This is a genomic window from Cylindrospermopsis curvispora GIHE-G1 (assembly GCF_014489415.1).
Taxonomy (GTDB): Bacteria; Cyanobacteriota; Cyanobacteriia; order Cyanobacteriales; family Nostocaceae; genus Raphidiopsis; species Raphidiopsis curvispora_A.
In genome coordinates, this window is the sequence record NZ_CP060822.1 from 2716858 (window position 1) to 2732548 (window position 15691).

Here is a 15691-nt window from a genome sequence, read left to right on the forward strand (position 1 = left end):
TAAAAAGATAAAATGTAAAATAGTTAAGGAATGTTGCCAACTCAACCCAACTCATGACACCTTTACCAGAAACAGAGACAGAAACCATAGATTTTGCTGAGGACACCAGTAATTTACCTGTGGACCCCCTAGATGAACTCCCAGACGAAGTGGAAATGCCGTTTTTTGACCATCTGGAAGAACTGCGACGGCGGATTTTCTATTCTTTAATTGCGGTGGTAGTAGGTATTGTGGGTTGTTTTCTAGTAGTCAAACCCCTGGTGCGACTACTAGAAATACCAGCTCAAGGGATTAAATTTTTGCAATTAGCACCGGGAGAGTATTTTTTCGTCTCCCTCAAGGTTGCTGGTTATAGCGGGTTAGTTCTATCCAGTCCCGTGATTCTTTACCAAATTATTCAATTTGTCTTACCCGGTTTAACTCGTCGTGAACGCCGACTATTAGCTCCCATAGTTTTTGGCTCTAGTATATTGTTTTTAGGTGGATTAGTATTTGCCTATTTATTACTTATTCCTGCCGCTTTACAATTTTTTGTTAAGTATGGAGCTGACGTAGTAGAACAGCTATGGTCAATTGAAAAATATTTTGAATTTATTCTGTTGCTATTATTTAGTACTGGTTTAGCCTTTCAAATTCCAGTTATTCAATTATTGCTAAGCAAGTTAGGAATTGTTTCGTCACAGCAAATGCTCAATGGTTGGAGACTGGTGATTATGTTATCTATGATTTTAGGAGCAGTGTTAACACCCTCCACCGATCCCCTCACCCAAAGTCTATTAGCAGGAGCAGTCCTGGCTTTATATTTTGGTGGTGTTGGTTTAGTCAAACTAACGGAGAAATAACCGTTTAGTATTAGTTTAGTCTTAATTAGTGTTGTTGGTGCTGGTTATGGCAGGACATAGTAAATGGGCAAATATTAAACGTCAAAAAGCGGTAGTAGATGCCAAAAAAGGCAGTGTTTTCACTCAACTTTCCCGGGCAATTATTATTGCTGCTAAAAATGGCATACCAGATCCCACAGGAAATTTCCAACTGCGAACAGCTATTGATAAAGCTAAAGCAGCAGGTATCCCCAATGATAATATTGAAAGGGCGATCGCCAAAGGAGCGGGTACTTTAGGTAGTGATAGTAATAGTTTGGAAGAGATTCGCTACGAAGGTTATGGACCAGGTGGGGTAGCCATATTAGTGGAAGCATTAACAGACAACCGCAATCGAACCGCAGCGGATTTACGGGTTGCTTTCAGTAAAAATGGGGGAAATCTGGGAGAAACTGGTTGTGTCAGTTGGATGTTTACCCAAAGGGGAGTTTGTATAGTTACAGGGGTGGAGGATGAAGAAAACCTATTAGAAGCATCCCTTGTCGGTGATGCTGAGAGCTATGAAATGATTGACCAACAAGTAGCTGAGGTTTTCACCCAGGTGTCCAACCTAGAGAAATTGAGTCAAACACTCAAAGCTAAAGACTTTAAACTCACAGAGGTGGAAATACGTTGGATTCCGCAAACTGAAGTGGAAGTTACCCATGTAGACCAAGCTAAGTCCCTGCTAAAACTGATTGACACCCTGGAAGGGTTGGATGATGTGCAAAGTGTAACAGCTAATTTTGATATGGCGGAAAATATTATCCAAGCATTTGCTAGATGAATCGAACTCAACCAACCTTTAATCGAGACAGTACAGGAATTGTCAAGTTGGATCCAACCTCAGCCAGTGTTTCTAAGTCATTAACATTTTCTAGGTATGGTAAACAACCCAAAACTGGAAAGTTAGTTAAAGACTCAATTAAATGGGTCGGAGTTAAATCCCCTATTTCTTCTTCCGAACGAGGTTGGTTACAATTCAAAACAATCCCCAATAAGTTTATTTTGGCTTGTCTAGCCAAAGCCGCATTAGCTACGGATTGAGCGATCGCACCTAATCTAACAGGAACAACCAAAACCGTTGGTAAACGCCATTCTCCCGCCAAATCAGCTACGGTCAATTCATCCGTTACGGGTGAACCTAAACCCCCGAGGGACTCCACCAGTAAAAAATCCCTTTCCCTTTGTAATTTGAGAAAAGTTCGCCAAACCAAACCCAAATCAATGGTCCGATTTTCCTTGGCCGCAGCAATTGGGGGTGCCAACGGTGCTTGGAAATACAAAGGGGTGATTTCTTCCTCGGACTGATCTAAGGTAAAAAGTGACTGGTAGGTTTCTTTATCACCTACACCAGACTGTAAAGGTTTCATGATTCCCAAGCGACTTTGGGGAAAGTATTTTAGCCAGTAAGCCGCTATAGAACAGGTTAATATGGTCTTGCCAGCACCTGTATCAGTTCCAGCGATTAGTAGTGTGTTAGACAATTTATTAGCGGGTATTCAGGTATGTTTCACAGTGAACAAATGGAAAAGGAGGATCCTAACACTACTATAGTATCACTTATGGGATAATTTATATTTTGGCGTAAGTAGGGAGGCACAATTATTTGTAGGATGGGTCGAGTAACGAGACCCATGGGGGTGTTGGGTTTCATATTTCAACCCAACCTACGTTCATCTTATATTTAATTCCACCCACCCACCTAATCTCCAATAAACTATCATTAACTATGTGAGTAATTATGAGTAATATAGATTTTCGCATTGAACGGGATTCCATGGGCGATCGCCAAATTCCCAATAACGTATATTATGGGATCCAAACCCAACGCGCCCTGGAGAACTTCCCCATAAGTGGAATCAAGCCACTAGCCAGCTATGTAGATGCCTGTTTGTACATTAAGAAAGCAACTGCAATAGTTAATGGTGAGTTGAGTTGTATACCCTTAGATATAAGTAAAGCCATAGTTCAAGCGACAGACGAAATACTAGGGGGGAAATTACGGGATCAGTTTGTGGTAGATGTTTACCAAGCAGGAGCAGGTACATCCCACCACATGAACATCAACGAAGTTCTAGCCAATCGAGCCCTAGAAATTTTGGGGGATGAGAAAGGAAATTACCAGCGGGTTAGTCCTAACGATCATGTTAACTATGGTCAGTCTACCAATGATGTCATTCCCACAGCTATTAGACTAGGTGGTTTATTGGCCCTAACCCAAACCCTACATCCCGTATTAGAAAAGGCAATTGCCACCCTAGAAGCAAAAGCGGTGGAATTTCAACACATTGTTAAATCGGGAAGAACCCACCTTCAGGACGCGGTTCCAGTGCGGTTAGGGGAGAATTTTCGAGCTTGGTCCCATATTCTTAGTGAACATCAAAATCGCATATACACTGCTTCTGGGGATTTGATGGTCTTGGGTTTAGGGGGAAGTGCAGCTGGTACGGGAATGAACACTCACCCCGAATACCGCAAAAGGGTAGTGGAAGTGCTTTCCCAATTATTAGAAATTCCCCTGGAACCAGCGCCCCATTTAATGGCTGTTATGCAAAGTATGGGAGCATTTGTTAATACTTCTGGTGCAGTGCGCAATCTGGCACAGGATATGGTGAAAATTTCCCATGATTTACGCTTGATGGATTCTGGACCCAAAACCGGATTTAAAGAGATTCAATTACCACCCGTACAACCAGGGTCTTCTATTATGCCAGGTAAGTATAATCCAGTTATGGCAGAAATGACATCTATGGTTTGTTTTCAGGTTATGGGATATGACCAGGCGATCGCTCTTGCTGCCCAAGCGGGACAATTAGAATTAAATGTGATGATGCCGCTTATAGCCTATAACTTGATTCATAGTATTGAGATATTAGGTAATACAATTAGAGCTTTGACAGATAATTGTATTCAGGGTATTATTGCCAACAGAGAAAGATGTTTAGGTTATGCTGAGGGAAGTTTAGCTTTAGTTACAGCATTAAATACTCATATTGGTTATTTAAATGCTGCTGCTGTAGCCAAGGAGTCCTTAGAAACGGGGAAATCTCTAAGACAAATTGTTTTGGAAAGGGGTCTAATGACTGAAGAACAACTGGCCTTGGTTTTAGATTTGGAACAAATGAGTACTATTGTTCCACTGTGCTAATTTTTTGGGGGAATGGGGAAACTTGAAACTCGCCTTTACAATCAATTTAAAATGAATTAAGTAAAATCAATTAACCACTCCTTAACTTATGCTGACAACAAAACCACAAGTTAGTTTAATTAGAGCCACATCCTACCAACAGGATGCTTTAAAAGAATCCCTAACCACCCTATTAGATCCCCTGGGGGGAATAGGAGCTTTTGTTAAACCTGGAAACCGGGTACTATTGAAACCCAATTTATTAACAGGTGCCCGACCCACCAAGGAATGTACCACTCGTCCAGAACTGATTCGCGCTGTTGCGCAGCAAGTGATAGAAGCTGGTGGCAAACCTTTTCTAGGAGATAGTCCGGCGTTTGGTACTGCTAAGGGCGTGGCCACGGCCAATGGATTGCTGCCACTTTTAGAGGAGTTGAACATTCCCATTGTGGAATTTCGTGGTCAACGTTATACCTGTCCTGAGGGTTCCGGAAAAAGCTATGAATTTAATCATCTGCTCTTGTCGAAGGAAGCTATGGAAGCAGATGTGATTATTAATTTACCAAAAGTGAAATCCCACATGCAATTAACAGTCACTATGGGAGTAAAGAATTTGTTTGGTTGTGTCCCAGGAAAGATGAAAGCTTGGTGGCACATGGAAGCAGGTAAAGATGCCAAAAAATTCGGAGAAATGTTGGTAGAAACTGCTAGAACAATTAATCCTAGTTTGACTATTTTGGATGGGATTATTGGTCATGAAGGTAATGGACCGAGTGGTGGTGAACCTCGTCAGCTAGGTGTTTTAGGCGCATCAGAGAATGTGTTTGCCCTAGACCGAGCAGTATTAGAAATACTCAAAGTTGATCCCATGCAAGTACCTACCATGGTAGCTGCCCAAAATTTGGGTATTTCTCCTGAATTGACAGATATAGAATTTCCCCATTTATCTCCAGATTTGTTACAAATAGAAGACTGGCGATTACCTGATAATTTAATGCCCATTGATTTTGCTATGCCCCGGGTAATTAAGTCAACTTTCAAACATCTTTATATCCGGTTTATCAAGGAACCAATGGGTGCTTACAGTCGAGGTTAAAAGCCAAAGGGGTGGGAGTGGGGACTTATGGAAATGTGAAGTACGAGGAAAACAAAGATAAAGTAGGTGACAAATCTTGTATGTAATTTATATAATGTGGTTGAGGTAGAGTTAAGGTTTTAACTAGCCATGAACAGGGGTTTACTTAATCAAATACTAGTAAAAAATTACATGGTGTCAGGATTTACTCTTTTAGTTTTTATGGCTACTGGGGTACAAGTGTGCTTGGCAGCAGGGGGAGTGGAAGAAATAGCGGAAAAAACCACCGTTAAAATCAATATCTTTGATAATCAAAAGGGCGAGGAAGCGGATGGAGGTTCAGGTGTAATTATTAATAAATCAGGTAGAATTTACACCGTATTAACCGCAAATCACGTTGTCTGCGATCTTGATGAAATCGCACTGGCGAGAAAAAGGGTAGCATGCGAAACGGGTCTTAAGTACACTATTCAGACCAGTACGGGTAAGGAATATCCTATTAAAGATCGTCAGGTACTACAGAAAGGACCAAGTGATCCAGATTTAGCAACAGTAACTTTTGAATCAGGGGAAAATTATGCCGTAGCTGTTCTGGGAAACTCCGGTCAGGTGAAACTAGGTACTGATGTGATTGTGGCCGGATTTCCTGCCATTTTTGGCAACAAAGGTAAAAATAGGACTTTCACTATTACGCCCGGTAAATTAGCTACTTTGAATCCCAAGGGACAAATGGGTTATAGTTTGGTATATAGTGCTGCTACTTATATTGGTAATAGTGGCGGGCCAGTGTTTGATGGTTCTGGTAGAGTTATTGGTATTCACGGATTAGCAGATATTGATCAGGATAGTGGTGAATCAGAAACCCGGGGTCGTAAACGCCCAAGAATTAGCGAAATAATTGGACAGAGGGAAACAGGAGCATCTTCCGGGAGAAAGACAGGGTTTAATGCGGGTATTCCCATTAATACCTTTTTCTCGTTGACGGGACAACAACCTCCCACCAGCGCTGTACAACCGGTACTTCCCCCTCCTCCACCAGTAGCTCCCGGTGATTCTCCCAGAAGACCCACTAGATACAAACCACCTAGTGTACCAGCAGTTTGCCCGGGTACTGTTTGTTAGATTTGCAAAATTTAAGATTACACAGGAGGAGAATACTATGTGGAAGAATTGTTTAAGTACCGTTTCATCAGTAATGCTCGTTTTAGGTTGTTTCTATACCAATCAGCAACAGGCGATCGCCCAATCCCAACCTGTAATAGATCAGGATAGTTTAAATGTAGCCAAGGGAATACCCTGGGGTGCAGGTGGTTTCCCCTTTAGTCAAGTAGCCAACATTAAGGACTCTTTGGTTGATATTATTTCAGGGAAGGTTGTTATAGACCGACACGGAGAACCAGAGAGTGGTTTGTCCGGACCATTTTCTCAGCCTTTTCCAGGTAGGTTTGTGATTGTTTCCCTTTGGGGAAGCAATGTAGATGGATGTTTTTTACAAGTGGTGGTGCAAAAATCACCCAATGATGGTCAAGCGGAATTACAGCAATTAGTCCCCAAAACCCTAGAGATAGGAGTTAATAATCAAATTATAGAACTGGAACGGAACCCCAGCACCCAAGTGAGAGGATTTAAGGTTCCTTATACCTATACCCAAGCACAGGGAACTAGTGTGAATAACCTTATAGGTAGAATTTTCTTTGGTGGAAACAATCAACCAGCAGAAAACTCCAACAAGCAAATATCTAGCAATTGGTACATGGCTACTACTCTTTTTGCAGTAGATCAGGGCACTGCCAACTTCCTCAGAAGTGCACAACCAAGAGAAATACGGATTCGCTTAAGATTCGAAAATGGTGACGCTAGAATTGTGAGAATTGGCAAGGGCACAGTGGAAAAGTGGCCGGAAGTCTACGGATTTAATTCCAGATGTGTTCCTCAATAAGCTTTACTTCTAAGTGGGTGAGTGGAATTAAATATAAGATTAACGTAGGTTGGGTTTCGTTCCTCAACCCAACACCCCCATGGGTTACCGCTAACCCGTCCTGCAAATAATTGCGCCTCCCTACTTAGTCAACTCTGATAGATGATTAATAGGTTCCACACTTTCTTAAAAGTAAAGTGGAGAATTAAGTTTTTTAAAACCACTGACCCAAACCAAGAAAAGTAGCTAGAATGGAAGGGAAACTCTCTTTTAAACAAGAAGAGTGGAACCACTAGGGAAAACCCAAACCAAACTTTTTATGGATTCAAATGGCCCGTCTACTAACCTGTCTAACACATACTCCCAACGTGTAGCAGATATTGTGGGAACGGTAATTGCTCTTTTAACCCTAATTATGCCTGTACTAATCATCTCCCATTATTCCTCAGCGGAAGTTCAGAATCCACCACAACCGGTAATCTACAATTTGACAACAGATAAACCATAGCCATGAACTAACCAGATATAAAATCAGATTTCTCAAAAAGGATGTGAACATAGCACAATTATCCTAAAATCTAGCAAGAGAACCTCCGGGTTCTAAATAAATTAACTGTTAGTACGGGAGTTTTGTTGTGGATTTATCTCTTATTCCTGCTCAACCTAAACCAGGTGTGATTAATGTGCTGATTGAAATTGCTGGTGGGAGTCAGAATAAATACGAATTTGATAAGGAATTAAATGCTTTCGCCTTGGACCGGGTGCTTTATTCTTCCGTCAAATACCCTTATGACTATGGTTTTATTCCTAACACCCTAGCTGAGGATGGAGATCCCCTAGATGGAATGGTGATCATGGATGAACCAACTTTCCCTGGTTGTGTTATCCCAGCTAGACCTATTGGTTTTCTGGAAATGATTGATGGTGGTGAACGGGATGAAAAAATCCTTTGTGTCCCCGTCAAGGATCCTCGCTACGCCCATGTAAACTCGCTGAAGGATATCCCTCCTCATAGGTTGGAAGAAATTGCGGAGTTTTTCCGTAGTTATAAAAATTTGGAGAAGAAGGTGACACAAATTCTCGGTTGGCATGATGCGGATAAGGTTGCACCTTTAGTGCAAAAGTGTGTCGCTGCTGCTAAGTAGGGACGCAACAACAGGTTCTTTGGTGGATGTGGAAAACAAAAAAGAGGCTTGTGCGCACTACTTCAGTCCCAATCTGGCACTTTTTTCGTTTTTTGCCCACCTTTTTCCCCTTTCCCCTATATATGTTGGCAAACAACTTTTAAGGAAATGCAGCGTACTCTACTTTTGGCTAAAGTTCACAACTGTACCCTAACTGGTGCAAATGTTAATTATGTGGGTAGTATCAGTGTTGACCTAGTTCTTTTACATGAGGCTGGTATTCTACCATACGAGCAGGTACAAGTGGTGAATAAGAACAATGGCAAGCGGTTCATTACTTATGCGATCGCAGCACCAGCTAACTCGGGGATCATTGAGTTGAACGGAGCAGCAGCTAGATTGGGCGTAACGGGCGATCGCCTGATTATCATGACCTATGGGCAATTTACTGAGGAAGAATTAAAGGAGTATTGTCCTAGGGTGGTAATTGTCAACGAGAAGAATCAAATCCTAGAGGTGAGAAATTATGATGATCAGTACATTAGGGGATCTGGAGTAATTGGTGTAGTTTAGCAGCTACTAGACCGCTATGGAGTAGTTCTCTAGCTTTATCTATTCCTGCTGACATGTGTGGACTAATACCACTGTGCCATAAGTAAAAACCTCCGTTCCAAATAGCTGTCTCCATCAACTCATTGCTTTCTCCTCCAATAATAGATTTGATGTCTGTCATGAGCTGCTCTGGACTATGTAAGGGTACATTCTTATTGCTGAATTCATAGTCCCGGGATGCCAAATTCAGTCTTTGTAATTCCTGGGAAGCTGATGTGCCAATAATCGCAGTCCGATCCTTTGGTAAATCCGTACTACCTTCCAACCCTTTGATAAAGGTATATTGTTTCACTCCTCTCATCTCTAAAGCTGTTTGCAACATCCCCTCTGTGGGAGGATGGACAAAGCCAGCAATAATATGGGCATTACCTACATAAGGACACCAAATTAATTCCATTGTTGCTAGTGGTGGACGTTTCCCCAGTTGTTCCCTATATTCCCAAAGACTTTTAGTTAAGCTAAAATGACTGGGTGTATGTATAAAACCAATACCGGTTATGTTAAATATTTTTTGAGTGGTTTCTAAGCATACCTTAGCCCAATTAATTCCTAAGTTTTGCCAAATTTCTATTAGGGGTAAACCATACTTGGTGGGATAGCGATCGCCTCCGTGCATGATTACAGGTTTACCCGCTGCTGTCAACAATAAAGCAGTAATGATATTAACTGGAGCTGTGCGGACTCTACCATCATAGGGTATACCAAAAACTATGGGATTTTCATGATAGTTAGTTAGGTTCAATTTAGGACCTAGTTCATCATAAGCATCTAGCATACCTGCTAGTTCTTCACCTGTGGGACGTTTAATCCGATGGGCAATTAAAAATGCGCCTATTTGTACAGGTGTGGGTTCAGATAATAACATCATCTTCATAGCTGTATAAGCTTCTTGACGACTGAGATTTTCTGAGGTGTGGTTTCCGCTACCAATTTTGCGGATAAATTCTCTAAATATATGGGACATAAGAAACTGTGAATGGTTAATGGGGAATCAAGACAAAGACTGCTTTGGAGGGATATGGTCAGCTACTAATTGCCAAAAGTGTTCTATGGGGGGTATTTTTAACCGATCCTGGGTAGTTACCATCACCACCCGACGAGTGAAACTAGAATCCCCTCCTAATTCATGATCTTTATCCTCATTATTGTTGAGAGAACGTACTACTAGACTAGGATCAAACTTGGCTTCAATTAGCGCTGAATGAGGTAATAAAGCTATCAGTTTCCCCTGTCTCACCACACCCCGAAAAGCATCTAAAGTATTCACTTCTAATGCTGCTTTTAATACTGCTCCTAGCTGATCAAACTTCTCTTGAATTAGTCGCTGCATTCCATAACCATCCTTAAATACCACCTGGGGATATTTAACTAGTTCACTCCACGGTATGGATCTAAATTCCGCTAAAGGATGATTGATTCCTACTAATACTTCTATTGGCTCTTCATATAGGTTTTTTACCACCATTTCCTTACCAGTAATTAGAAACTTGTTGTACATCACAATTGCCAAATCTACTAGACCATCTTTCAATACTTTTAAAGAGCGATCGCTACCTAATGAGGTGACTCTTAATTGTACTTGAGGATAGTTGTGACAAAACATTTGTAACACTTCCGGTAAATAGGAACTACAAATAGAGTGGATTGCTGCAACACATAATTCTGGTTGTTTTCCGCTGATTAAATCCGTTAGTTCCTGGGTTGCAAATTCCCATTCTTGGCAAATTTTTCTCACACGCGGTAGTAATCTTTCACCACCTAATGTTAACTTAGCATGAGTGTTTCTATGAAACAACTCTACACCTAAATCTGCCTCTAAACCCTGAATTTGCCTACTGATCGTAGATTGGGTGACCCCACATTTTTTGGCAGCTTGTTGGAAACTACCTGTTTGGGCGATCGCTAAAAAGGCTTGCAACTGCTCTAAACGCATAATTAACAGGAATTGTATCCCGAGTTTTTGACTTAAAATTCTGATTCCATCATTTTAGTAGGTTATGATACAAACTTTTGACAATTTTTGTTGTAATAGCAATCGACTCAATATTTGAGTATTAACCTAGTATTAGTTTTATCTGCAAGGGGGGAGGGCTATATATTGGTTTTGTATTAACCTTGTATTAACTGGGCATTAATTGATCATTAATTCATTATTAACTCAAGCTCATAAATATGGGGGGAGGTGTATGACCCCACAAATGATCCACCCTTGAAGCAGGTGACTAGGGCTATAATATTTTTGACTAAATTTGTATCTAGGGAGTATTTCGTGAACACAGCTGTAAAATTGCAGGAGTTAATGGCACAATTTATCACTCCAGAAAGTTTCCAACCTTATGGACAGGTGATCTTTCCTTGTAAAGACGATAAAATTTTTGACTATACAGATGCTCAACTAAGTTTAGAGAATGGTATTACACGCTTCTATATTATGCGCTTAAAAAAACAAGGAACACGATTTCATAAGATAACTCGTCATGTTGAATGTACTCAGTGTCTAGGTTCTCTGGAAGGGAAGGATTGGTTTATGGCAGTTTGTCCACCAGAGAATAATAATAGGGAACCCATTTTAGATAAGTTAGTGGTCTTTCACATTCCCGGTAACTGTTTTATCAAACTAGAAGTAGGAACTTGGCACGCAGGTCCCTATTTCTATCATGATTTTGTTGATTTTTATAATTTAGAACTTAGTGATACGAATCTTGTTGATCATTTCACCCATGATTTTTTAAAAACTAATGGATTAACCTTTCAGATTGTACTGTAGTCTAGCAATAGGTATGTGAATACACCTCATATAATACATAATATATATTAATTATCCCCCTATCCTCTTGCTCTAACTCTAAGTAAGGAGGCACAATTATTTGTAGGATGGGTTAACCCATGGGGGCGTTGGGTTTCATACTTCAACCCAACCTAGGTTCATCTTATATTTAATTCCACCCACCCACTTAACTGCCTAACATTTGTAAATTATGTAAAGTTGCATAAAGTCCCCCTTGATTGATTAGTTCCTGATGACTTCCCTGTTCAATTAATTCACCTCTTTTTAAAACAAAAATTCTATCCACATTTCTAATAGTTGACAACCGGTGGGCAATTATTATAGCTGTCCTTGCAGTTAACAACTGATTTAACGCTTGTTGAATTAGTGCTTCAGTTCCCACATCTAAGTTGGCAGTTGCTTCATCTAAAATCAAAATTTGTGGATTACGAATGGCTGCTCTCGCAAATGCTAATAGTTGTTTTTGTCCCCCTGAAATATTTGTGCCTCTCTCTCTTAATTCCGTATTATAACCTTGAGGTAACTCTTGAATGAAACTGGCAACATTGGTTTTTTCTGCAGCGCTCTCAATCTCTTCTGATGTGTAGTTATCTCCTAAACTAATATTACTTTTTACGTCACCAGCAAACAAAAAGACTTCCTGCAAAATTACTGCCATGTAACGTCTTAGCTCAATTTGTGGTATCTCCTGAATATCTATACCATCAATTAGAATACGTCCTTTTGTGGGTTCATAAAGTCTACACAAAAGACGAATGATTGAACTTTTACCCGCTCCAGTAGGACCCACTAAGGCTATTTTCTCTCCAGGGTGAATGACAAAATCTAAATTTTTGAGTACATAATCATCATCTTTGTACGCAAACCACACGTTCTCAAAGCGAATTTCTCCTAATGCTGAAGGGGTGATAAAGTTCTGTTCTTCTAAGTTCTTAATGGTCTCACCTATATAGTTACCCTGATTGTCTAATAGTGAAAATTTAGGACTGACCCGGTCTTTAATTTCTATGGGTTCATCTAAAATGTTGCTGACTCTTTCAATGGCAGTAAATCCACCCTGAATAATTGTGAATTTCTCAGCAAAGTTTCGTAAGGGGTCAAATAGCTGTTGAGCATACAGTATAAATGCTGATAAAATACCAAAGGTTATGCTTCGCCCCAATAATAAATAACCTCCAACCCATAAAACACCCGCTATAGCAATTAAGCTAACCCATTCTAATGTGGCGGAAACCGCTGAATCATACCAGATGGTAGTGTCAACTTGTTCAACATATTTTGTGTTGGTGGCACGAAATAATTCCGCATTTAATTTCTGTCGTCGGAATAACTGCACTACGTTAATACCAGCAATATTTTCTTGCAGTTGAGAATTTATCTTTGATAGCTCCTCTCTCGATTTATAATTTGCTTGACGATATTCTTTCTGAAAGTAGATAATTAACCAGGAAATTGGCACTAAAATCAATATTAGTAAACAGGCAAGTTGCCACTGAATTGTGAACATTAAAATGGTAATCACTAACATCGAAAATATATCAGAAATAATACCAATAGCACCTGTGGCAAATACATCTCCTAAACTTTCTACGTCACTAACCAATCTAGTAACCAATTTTCCTACCGGGGTAGATTCAAAAAACCTCAAGGATAGAGATGTTACATGACTAAATAAGTCTTGACGAATTGCAGCAGTAATTCTCTGCCCCACTTTTTGGACTAAATAACTCTGAACCCCTACCAAGGATAGTCTCACTACCATTGTTGCTAGTAGTAGTGCTTGTATGATTCCTAGTCCTTCCCATAAACTGCGACTGGTCAGAAATTTGTAAGTCCCCGGTTCTTGACGAATTAATGATATTGCTTGTCCAATTAGTAATGGTTGTATGGAATTGGCGATCGCAATCGGTACAAGCAAAAGTAGCGATAATGCAAGTAGATATTTACTGTTACGACCATAGGGAACTAAACGCAAAAATAACCGCCAGTCATTTTGATTTTGGCGGTAGTCTGGTTTGCGGGGCTTTTTGTCGGATTTTTTCTGAAATGGGTAGATGATCATCTTAGTGATTGTCGCGTTGATTATCGCATGGTGACAAATTCTTCAGCTGAACTTGGATGAATCCCTACGGTAGCATCAAAGTTGGCTTTAGTTGCTCCCATTTTAATAGCAATTGCAATTCCTTGAATAATTTCTGCTGCATTATTTCCCACCATGTGAGCCCCCAGGACTAAATCACTGGTTTGCTCCACCACTAATTTTATCAAGGTTTTTTCTTCTTTCCCTGGTAGGGTATAGTACATGGGACGAAAACGACTGCGATAAACTTTCACTGCGTCACCATATTTCTCCCGCGCTTGTTCTTCTGTGAGTCCCACTGTAGCTGCTTCTGGTGTGGTGAAAATTGCTGTGGGCACATTTTCATAACTCATGGTGCGAGACTTACCTCCGAAGACAGTATCAGCAAATGCCCTACCTTCATTTATCGCTACCGGGGTTAAGTTAATTTTGTTGGTACAGTCACCTACAGCATAAATATTCTCCTCTTCTGTGCGACTATACTCATCTACCACGATCGCCCCCTGGTCTAATTGGATTTTGGTGTTTTCCAATCCCAAATTTTCAGTTTTTGGTTTGCGACCTAAAGCTGCTAAACTTACCGCATCAACAATTACCGTGTCTTCTTGTTGTCCATCCTGACGGAATTTAACTTGGAATGTTTCACCTTGTTTTTCTATGGCGATTATTTGAGCATGATTAATAATATTAATACCATGGTTACTCATACCCTGTTGAATTTCATTTCGTAAATCATGGTCAAAACCACGTAAAATCATATCACCACGAATAATTTGAGTGACTTCCGTGCCCAATCCATTCATAATACAGGCAAACTCGCTCCCAATATAACCACCACCCAAGATCACCATTTTTTGCGGTTGGGTTTTCAGGTGGAACATGTCATCAGATACAATGGCATGTTCAATTCCAGGGGTATTTGGTCTAGTTGGATAACCACCTACTGCAATTAGTATTTTGTTTGCTGTGATTTGCCGTTCACCAACTGTAATGGTATGAGTGTCAACAAGTTTGGCATACCCCCGTATAACCTCCACTTGGGAATTATCTAACATTCTCTGATAAATCCCATTCAAACGGGTTACCTCGTTATTGACTGCGTTAATCATCTTTTCCCAATCTAGGGAACTGGTAACCCTACCCCACCCATACCCCACAGCATCAGAAAACAATCCCGGAAAATGGGAAGCATAAACCATCAGCTTCTTGGGCACACAACCACGATTTACACAGGTTCCACCTAATCTATCAAACTCAGCAATTCCTACCCTTGCTCCATATTCTGCTGCTCTTCTAGCTGTAGCAATACCACCAGAACCTGCACCAATTACAAATAAGTCAAAATCGTAATTCATCTTTATAATCTCTTAATTAATAATCTCTTAATTACTATCGGTTTAATTAGTAAACCATAAGTGGGTCGGTGGAATTAAATAATTGCGCCTCCCTACTTACAAGTTGGTGAGAAGGAATCATTCCTTCCCACTTTTTATTCTCCTATTTTACGCTTTGCAGGTATTTTAGCATGGTGTCTGCATCGGAAACTTCAAAGGGATCAGTAGGACAATTATCTTCGTAACCAGGTTCAATAAATATTTTTTCTATCTGACAGTTATTCACTACCATGGAATAACGCCAAGACCTCATTCCAAAACCCAGGTTGGACTTGTCCACTAACATACCCATTTTGCGGGTAAATTCTCCATTACCATCTGGTAACAAAAATACTTTCTGCGCTCCCTGTTGTTTACCCCATTGGTACATAACAAAAGCATCATTCACAGATACACAAATTACCTCATCTATGCCCAATCTCTTAAACTCGTCATACAGTTCTTCATAGCGTGGTAAGTGAGAAGTAGAACAAGTGGGAGTAAAAGCTCCTGGTAATGAAAAGACAACTACACGCTTACCAGCAAACAACTGCTCTGTAGTCCGATCCTGCCAACGGAAAGGATTGGGACCACCTATCAGCTCGTCACGAACACGGGTTTTGAAAACAACCTCGGGAACGGTTTGAATTACAGCCATGTTAACCTCTTCGTTTAATTGATAAATTTGTGTTTATGTCTATTCTTATCTCAGAATAATTCTGATTTAATAA

The 15691-nt window shown here is 40.4% G+C and carries 16 protein-coding genes; 10 read left to right on the forward strand and 6 right to left on the reverse strand.

Annotated elements, in window-relative coordinates; all coding sequences use genetic code 11:
* Window positions 1-53 precede the first annotated feature (53 nt).
* Both tatC and IAR63_RS12085 read left to right on the forward strand, forming a co-directional pair.
* The gene (gene tatC / locus IAR63_RS12080; RefSeq protein WP_096543523.1) at window positions 54-842 is read left to right on the forward strand and encodes a twin-arginine translocase subunit TatC; all 789 of its coding nucleotides are present in this window, start codon (window positions 54-56) and stop codon (window positions 840-842) included.
* Window positions 843-888: 46 nt separating this feature from the next.
* A complete protein-coding gene (locus IAR63_RS12085) occupies window positions 889-1647 on the forward strand; it encodes a YebC/PmpR family DNA-binding transcriptional regulator (protein ID WP_187705449.1) in 759 nt (252 codons plus the stop codon).
* A 7-nt stretch (window positions 1648-1654) separates the two neighbouring features.
* On the opposite strand, the gene bioD is transcribed toward IAR63_RS12085, so the two are convergent.
* On the reverse strand, window positions 1655-2347 hold the full coding sequence (bioD, locus tag IAR63_RS12090) for a dethiobiotin synthase (protein ID WP_187705450.1): 693 nt from the start codon (window positions 2345-2347) through the stop codon (window positions 1655-1657).
* Window positions 2348-2601: 254 nt separating this feature from the next.
* Here bioD and IAR63_RS12095 point away from each other — a divergent pair, with 254 nt between their 5' ends.
* The 7 genes from IAR63_RS12095 to panD all read left to right on the forward strand — a co-directional run bounded on the left by IAR63_RS12095 (window position 2602) and on the right by panD (window position 8680).
* On the forward strand, window positions 2602-4011 hold the full coding sequence (locus tag IAR63_RS12095) for an aspartate ammonia-lyase (RefSeq protein ID WP_096543529.1): 1410 nt from the start codon (window positions 2602-2604) through the stop codon (window positions 4009-4011).
* An 88-nt stretch (window positions 4012-4099) separates the two neighbouring features.
* Window positions 4100-5086 carry an Npun_F2552 family protein gene (locus tag IAR63_RS12100; protein ID WP_187705451.1) on the forward strand — a complete coding sequence of 329 codons (987 nt, stop codon included), beginning with the start codon at window positions 4100-4102 and terminating at the stop codon, window positions 5084-5086.
* A 129-nt stretch (window positions 5087-5215) separates the two neighbouring features.
* On the forward strand, window positions 5216-6187 hold the full coding sequence (locus tag IAR63_RS12105; RefSeq protein ID WP_187705452.1) for a S1 family peptidase: 972 nt from the start codon (window positions 5216-5218) through the stop codon (window positions 6185-6187).
* A 37-nt stretch (window positions 6188-6224) separates the two neighbouring features.
* Window positions 6225-7004, forward strand: coding sequence for a hypothetical protein (locus IAR63_RS12110; RefSeq protein ID WP_187705453.1), 780 nt, complete (start codon window positions 6225-6227; stop codon window positions 7002-7004).
* Window positions 7005-7302: 298 nt separating this feature from the next.
* Window positions 7303-7491: a TLTLP motif-containing protein gene (locus IAR63_RS12115; protein WP_057177247.1), complete on the forward strand. Its 189-nt coding sequence runs from the start codon at window positions 7303-7305 to the stop codon at window positions 7489-7491.
* Between the two features lie 127 nt (window positions 7492-7618).
* Entirely contained in the window at window positions 7619-8128 is a 510-nt protein-coding gene (locus IAR63_RS12120) for an inorganic diphosphatase (protein ID WP_057177217.1), read from the forward strand.
* 147 nt (window positions 8129-8275) lie between these two features.
* Window positions 8276-8680 (forward strand): aspartate 1-decarboxylase, encoded by a 405-nt coding sequence (panD, locus tag IAR63_RS12125; protein WP_187705454.1) that lies wholly within the window; start codon window positions 8276-8278, stop codon window positions 8678-8680.
* Here panD and IAR63_RS12130 read toward each other — a convergent pair.
* Window positions 8649-9683, reverse strand: coding sequence for an anthranilate phosphoribosyltransferase family protein (locus IAR63_RS12130; RefSeq protein ID WP_187705455.1), 1035 nt, complete (start codon window positions 9681-9683; stop codon window positions 8649-8651). The genes panD and IAR63_RS12130 overlap by 32 nt on opposite strands.
* A 27-nt stretch (window positions 9684-9710) precedes the next feature.
* Complete coding sequence (locus tag IAR63_RS12135) at window positions 9711-10652, reverse strand: LysR family transcriptional regulator (protein WP_141303687.1); 942 nt, start codon at window positions 10650-10652, stop codon at window positions 9711-9713.
* Window positions 10653-10988: 336 nt separating this feature from the next.
* On the opposite strand from IAR63_RS12135, the gene IAR63_RS12140 reads away from it, so the two are divergent.
* Window positions 10989-11486: an ureidoglycolate lyase gene (locus tag IAR63_RS12140; RefSeq protein ID WP_187705456.1), complete on the forward strand. Its 498-nt coding sequence runs from the start codon at window positions 10989-10991 to the stop codon at window positions 11484-11486.
* A 187-nt stretch (window positions 11487-11673) separates the two neighbouring features.
* On the opposite strand, the gene IAR63_RS12145 is transcribed toward IAR63_RS12140, so the two are convergent.
* The 3 genes from IAR63_RS12145 to IAR63_RS12155 all read right to left on the reverse strand — a co-directional run bounded on the left by IAR63_RS12145 (window position 11674) and on the right by IAR63_RS12155 (window position 15618).
* Complete coding sequence (locus tag IAR63_RS12145) at window positions 11674-13569, reverse strand: ABC transporter ATP-binding protein (RefSeq protein WP_187705457.1); 1896 nt, start codon at window positions 13567-13569, stop codon at window positions 11674-11676.
* A gap of 20 nt (window positions 13570-13589) precedes the next feature.
* Entirely contained in the window at window positions 13590-14942 is a 1353-nt protein-coding gene (gene gor, locus IAR63_RS12150; protein ID WP_187705458.1) for a glutathione-disulfide reductase, read from the reverse strand.
* A gap of 142 nt (window positions 14943-15084) precedes the next feature.
* Window positions 15085-15618: a peroxiredoxin gene (locus IAR63_RS12155; protein ID WP_187705459.1), complete on the reverse strand. Its 534-nt coding sequence runs from the start codon at window positions 15616-15618 to the stop codon at window positions 15085-15087.
* Window positions 15619-15691: the final 73 nt, after the last annotated feature.

Coding starts and splice junctions, on each gene's coding strand:
- panD (WP_187705454.1), top strand. CDS start 8,276: ATGCAGCGTACTCTACTTTTGGCTAAAGTTCACAACTGTACCCTAACT.
- IAR63_RS12110 (WP_187705453.1), top strand. CDS start 6,225: ATGTGGAAGAATTGTTTAAGTACCGTTTCATCAGTAATGCTCGTTTTA.
- IAR63_RS12085 (WP_187705449.1), top strand. CDS start 889: ATGGCAGGACATAGTAAATGGGCAAATATTAAACGTCAAAAAGCGGTA.
- gor (WP_187705458.1), bottom strand. CDS start 14,942: ATGAATTACGATTTTGACTTATTTGTAATTGGTGCAGGTTCTGGTGGT.
- IAR63_RS12145 (WP_187705457.1), bottom strand. CDS start 13,569: ATGATCATCTACCCATTTCAGAAAAAATCCGACAAAAAGCCCCGCAAA.
- IAR63_RS12130 (WP_187705455.1), bottom strand. CDS start 9,683: ATGTCCCATATATTTAGAGAATTTATCCGCAAAATTGGTAGCGGAAAC.
- IAR63_RS12135 (WP_141303687.1), bottom strand. CDS start 10,652: ATGCGTTTAGAGCAGTTGCAAGCCTTTTTAGCGATCGCCCAAACAGGT.
- IAR63_RS12155 (WP_187705459.1), bottom strand. CDS start 15,618: ATGGCTGTAATTCAAACCGTTCCCGAGGTTGTTTTCAAAACCCGTGTT.
- IAR63_RS12100 (WP_187705451.1), top strand. CDS start 4,100: ATGCTGACAACAAAACCACAAGTTAGTTTAATTAGAGCCACATCCTAC.
- tatC (WP_096543523.1), top strand. CDS start 54: ATGACACCTTTACCAGAAACAGAGACAGAAACCATAGATTTTGCTGAG.
- IAR63_RS12105 (WP_187705452.1), top strand. CDS start 5,216: ATGAACAGGGGTTTACTTAATCAAATACTAGTAAAAAATTACATGGTG.
- IAR63_RS12115 (WP_057177247.1), top strand. CDS start 7,303: ATGGATTCAAATGGCCCGTCTACTAACCTGTCTAACACATACTCCCAA.